The organism is Zoogloea ramigera (assembly GCF_006539865.1).
GTDB classification, from domain to species: domain Bacteria; phylum Pseudomonadota; class Gammaproteobacteria; order Burkholderiales; family Rhodocyclaceae; genus Zoogloea; species Zoogloea ramigera.
Genome location: NZ_BJNV01000134.1, coordinates 1 through 4,271, shown reverse-complemented (window position 1 = coordinate 4,271; position 4,271 = coordinate 1). Strand labels below are relative to the sequence as shown.

The following is a 4,271-nucleotide window of genomic DNA, read 5'->3' as shown; positions in this document are numbered from 1 at the left end:
GGGGAGCAGGGATATCTCCGTGAGCTCTCTTGCGAGACTTGCTTGCGGACTTTGCGCAGTCGTGTTCACCGATAGTTTTCGGGCACTGGAATGCTGAGGCTCGTGGTGTGGAGATCGAATAGCCCACGCCGTCGATCCTCGAAGAACGCTTTGAGGGTGTATGACACTGATCGAAAAGCTATCTCACTCCAAGGGATTTCTTCCTCGCTCATCAAGATCGCTTCCAAAGATTCTTCACCGGGTTGGAAGTCCAGATCGAGCAGGCGGGCGCGATAGATGATGTGAATCTGGCTGATATGGGGCAGATCCACAAAGGTGAACATTGGTTCGAGTGCGATGCGAGCACCTGCTTCTTCGAGGGTTTCGCGTACGGCTGCCTCGCCGCAGGTTTCGTTGTTTTCCATGAAGCCGGCAGGCAGTGTCCAGCACCCATATCGGGGCTCGATCGCGCGTTTGCACATGAGGATCTTGTCGCCCCAGGTGGCAAGAGCACCCACGACGACCTTGGGATTCTGATAGTGAATCGTGCCGCAACGATCGCAGACATGCCGGGGAAAGTTGTCGCCCGGGGGGGTCTTAAGGCTTACCGGGGCACCACAATGGGAACAATAATTCATGGATGAAGGATGCGCAGTAATGGTGACTCGATTCTAATGGAAGCTAGCCTTCGGTGTCCTCGTGAGGCTCCTGAAGGGCAAAAGGGCAGGAGCTGCGGGTTTTTCCGATAAGCTTCGAGAGCGCAGGCCCAAGACTGCCAACTCTCACTGGAAATTTTATGGCGCAGCCAATAGATGTCACGAAATTCGAACAACTGAAGGCCGCAGGTGACTTGCCGTCCCCGAAAGGGGTTGCGCTAGCCATCATCCGATTGGTCCAGCAGGAGGATAGTTCAATCGGCGAGCTGGCGCGGGTGATCAAGACGGATCCTGCGTTTGTTGGTCGTCTGATCAAGGCCGCCAACGGGCTGACGGGCTATAACCGTCGCGCGGTTGCTTCCGTGCAGGAGGCATTGATGGTGCTTGGGGTGCCGACCGTACGAACCCTTGCGCTTGGTTTTTCCTTGCTGTCCAGCTACCGGGACGGGCGCTGCAGGAATTTCGACTACGGTCGCTACTGGACGGGCTGCCTGGTCTATGCGCTTGCAATGCAGGCCATCACTCAGCGCACGCGTGCAGCAGCTGCCGAGGAGACTTTCTGTCTCGGTCTGCTTGCCCGGATCGGTGAGTTGGCGCTGGCCACCTTGTACCCGCTCGAGTATGCGAAGGTGTTGCAGCAGACTCTGGAATATCGCGATATCCCCCTCTCAGTGCTCGAGCAGCGTGCCTTTGCGATGGACCATCGGGAGCTCTGCTCGGCGATGCTGGCCGATTGGGGCTTGCCGCGAGTCTTCCATCAGCCTGCATTTTTTGCCGAGCAGCCAGATGAGTCGGGCTATGCCGAGGGCTCACGGGAGTTTGTGATTGCCCATTCCCTGCATTTGTCTTCCTTCATTGCAGAGATCTTTGTGGCCGAAGAGGCTGAGCGGCCGATTTTGGTGAGTCGGTTGTTCGAGATTGCCTCCCGCCTGTCGCTCGACCCCATTGCCGTGACCGAGATGTGTGACGGGATTGTGAGGGAGTGGCAGGGATGGGGCAGCCTGCTTGAGCTCGAGACGGCGGAGATCCCGCCGTTTGCGGAGCTTGCGAGCCGGGGAGAGGCGATTGCTGCGAGTCTGGCCGCTGAGGCCAGGGAGAGGACGGGCGGAGTTCAGTCGGTGGATGATCTGCGACCCGCCAAGGCCGCTGAGTCACCGCAGCCGGGCCTGGGCGGATCGGCCGCACTGGGTTTGCCGGTGGGGGTGCAGCCGATGAGGGTGTTGATCGTCGATGACGATGCGTCCATGCGCGCGCTGGTGCGCAAGGTGCTGGAGACGGTAGGGCATCAGGTGCTTGAGGCTGGGGATGGTCGTGTCGGGATGGAAATGGCACTGGAGTTTCAGCCGCAGTTGATGATTGTCGACTGGGTGATGCCCGAGATCAGCGGTCTGGAGCTGACCAGGGCGCTACGCCAGACGAAGATCGGGCGGGGTATCTATATTCTGGTGATGACTGGTCTCGAGGATGACGATCGTCTCATCGAGGCCTTCGAGAACGGCGTGGACGACTTCATGAGCAAGCCGATCAATCCACGCGTACTGGCTGCCCGCTTGCGCGCTGGGCAGCGGGTGATCCGCCTGCAGCAGGAGCTGGATCGGGATCGGGAGGAGATACGGCGTTTTGCTGCCGAGCTCGCGGTGTCGAACCGGCGCCTCCAGGAGGTCGCGCTGACGGATTCCCTCACCGGCTTTCCCAATCGGCGTTACGCGATCGAGCGGGTTCAGCAGGAGTGGTCGGTTTCGTCCCGCACCAGGCGGCCCCTGTCGTGCATGGTGATCGACGTCGATCAGTTCAAGAGCTACAACGACGCTCATGGCCATGATGTGGGCGATGCGGTACTCAAGCAGGTCGCCGGCGCGATCAAGGGTGCGCTGCGAGCCCAGGACATCGTGGCGCGAACCGGTGGCGATGAATTCCTCGTGATCTGTCCCGATACTGGCCTCGACGCTGCGCTGGCCTGCGCGGAACGCGTCCGGTTTGCCGTCGAAAGCGCGCCGCTGCCCCTGTCTGGCGAGTCGTTGAACATGTCGGTAAGCATCGGCGTTGCCACCCGCGATACCGTAATGGGGGATCCGGATGCCCTCATCAAGCGTGCCGACCAAGCTTTGTATCTTGCCAAAAACAAAGGCCGGAACCGCATCATGACGGCTCAGTCGCTGCGCCCAGGGCCTGTTCTGCCACCCCGCTGAGAGGAGTGCGGGGCGTGTGCTTCACGCGCTGCGGGTACGTCGTGACTGTGCTGAGTGGTGTGCTTTGAGAGCTTGTAATCGGGTTTCGTGTAGGCGGAATTCCTACATTGGTTTACGCGAAAGATCCTACGGAATTATCCGAAGCCCTCGAATGGTGGCTTTTGCCGGTTAACGGCAGAATTTGCCGCATACAAACAAAGCTTTGCCGAGGAGATGATCATGAGCGCAAACGGTCTGCACGACGAGATCAGGGAACTGAATCTTGCCTACCTGATGCTGACCCAGCACATGCTTCGCGACGACCGCGCTGCCGCGATCTATCGGCTTGGCATCGGCGAGGAAGTCGCCGACATGCTGGAAGGGCTCAGCTCTGCGCAAGTACTCCGGATGGCGAGTTCCAACATGCTCCTGTGTCAGTTCCGCTTCAACGACACCATGCTGGTGGATCTTTTGTCTTCTCATGGCCGCGAGCGTGGTGCTGCACATCTCCATGCGGCAATCCTTGCGGCAGGTCGTCCTGTGGAGAGCCTTGCCTGACTCGGGGGTGATCGAAAGGAAGGCATCAAGATGCGCAACAAGAGCGTGCTGCAGGAAGCTCAGGACATCCAGAAGGCGGTCGAGTTGATTCGTCTTGGTGCCCGCATGCAGATGCTCGAGGCCGAAACTGCCCTCAGCCGGGAACGGCTCCTCAAGCTGTACAAGGAGGTCAAGGGGGTTTCGCCTCCGAAGGGAATGTTGCCCTTTTCGACCGACTGGTTCATGTCGTGGCAGCCAAACATACATTCCTCGCTGTTCATGGCGCTGTATCGTTTTGTGCAAGCCCATGCGGGGCAGCAGGGGCTTGATGCGATCGTGCAGGCCTATCGCCTCTACAACGATCACATCGAGTCTTTCGAGATGGAGCAGGTGCTATCTCTGACGCGCGCCTGGACCCTGATCCGGTTCTTCGACGCCAAGTTACTGCAGTCAGCCAGATGTACGTGCTGTGGCGGGGAGTTTGTTGTGCACGCCTTTGACCCGACGAGTGATTACGTCTGCGGCTTGTGCCATGTGCCTTCCCGTGCCGGCAAGACCAAGAAGACGGCTGTGGCTGCCACTGATCTGCTTCCCTGACCTCCCTCTTCGGTTTGAAGAGTTGATGCCGCCCACGAACGGGCGGTTTTTTTTGAATTTTCGGGTGACGATAGTCTTGCTTCGGGTGCTCAAGTTTCTCCAGGCAGGGCCGATATGACCGCTGAAGATTAACGCACTCGGGGCGGTTGTTTCGGGCTGCCCACAGACTGAGGTTTCGGCGATGTTTCTGATCATCGGCTACGTCATCATCCTTGCGGCAGCTCTCGGTACCTATGCGGTGCACGGCAGCCTTGCGGCCCTGTGGGTGCCGACCGAGTACATTGCGATCGTCGGCCTGGCGATCGGCGGTTTTGTTGCCGGTAACGGGCCTAAG

5 protein-coding genes are annotated in these 4,271 nt (G+C 59.2%); 4 read left to right on the top strand and 1 reads right to left on the bottom strand.

Translation table 11 applies throughout. The features are described 5' to 3' along the window. Positions 1 to 65 precede the first annotated feature (65 nt). Entirely contained in the window at positions 66 to 617 is a 552-nt protein-coding gene (locus ZRA01_RS19940; protein ID WP_141355118.1) for an NUDIX hydrolase, read from the bottom strand. A 158-nt stretch (positions 618 to 775) separates the two neighbouring features. On the opposite strand from ZRA01_RS19940, the gene ZRA01_RS19935 reads away from it, so the two are divergent. The 4 genes from ZRA01_RS19935 to ZRA01_RS21205 all read left to right on the top strand — a co-directional run. Further along, positions 776 to 2,824 carry a diguanylate cyclase gene (locus ZRA01_RS19935; protein WP_141355117.1) on the top strand — a complete coding sequence of 683 codons (2,049 nt, stop codon included), beginning with the start codon at positions 776 to 778 and terminating at the stop codon, positions 2,822 to 2,824. A 219-nt stretch (positions 2,825 to 3,043) separates the two neighbouring features. Continuing rightward, on the top strand, positions 3,044 to 3,361 hold the full coding sequence (gene flhD / locus ZRA01_RS19930; protein ID WP_141355116.1) for a flagellar transcriptional regulator FlhD: 318 nt from the start codon (positions 3,044 to 3,046) through the stop codon (positions 3,359 to 3,361). Between the two features lie 30 nt (positions 3,362 to 3,391). Continuing rightward, a complete protein-coding gene (gene flhC / locus ZRA01_RS19925; protein WP_141355115.1) occupies positions 3,392 to 3,937 on the top strand; it encodes a flagellar transcriptional regulator FlhC in 546 nt (181 codons plus the stop codon). Between the two features lie 181 nt (positions 3,938 to 4,118). Next, a partial coding sequence (locus ZRA01_RS21205) for a motility-associated protein (RefSeq protein WP_371859326.1) occupies positions 4,119 to 4,271 on the top strand: 153 nt, incomplete at its 3' end.

Excerpts from the sequence above, each read along its gene's own strand:
- ZRA01_RS19940 (WP_141355118.1), bottom strand. The coding sequence starts at position 617 with ATGAATTATTGTTCCCATTGTGGTGCCCCGGTAAGCCTTAAGACCCCC.
- ZRA01_RS19935 (WP_141355117.1), top strand. The coding sequence starts at position 776 with ATGGCGCAGCCAATAGATGTCACGAAATTCGAACAACTGAAGGCCGCA.
- flhD (WP_141355116.1), top strand. The coding sequence starts at position 3,044 with ATGAGCGCAAACGGTCTGCACGACGAGATCAGGGAACTGAATCTTGCC.
- flhC (WP_141355115.1), top strand. The coding sequence starts at position 3,392 with ATGCGCAACAAGAGCGTGCTGCAGGAAGCTCAGGACATCCAGAAGGCG.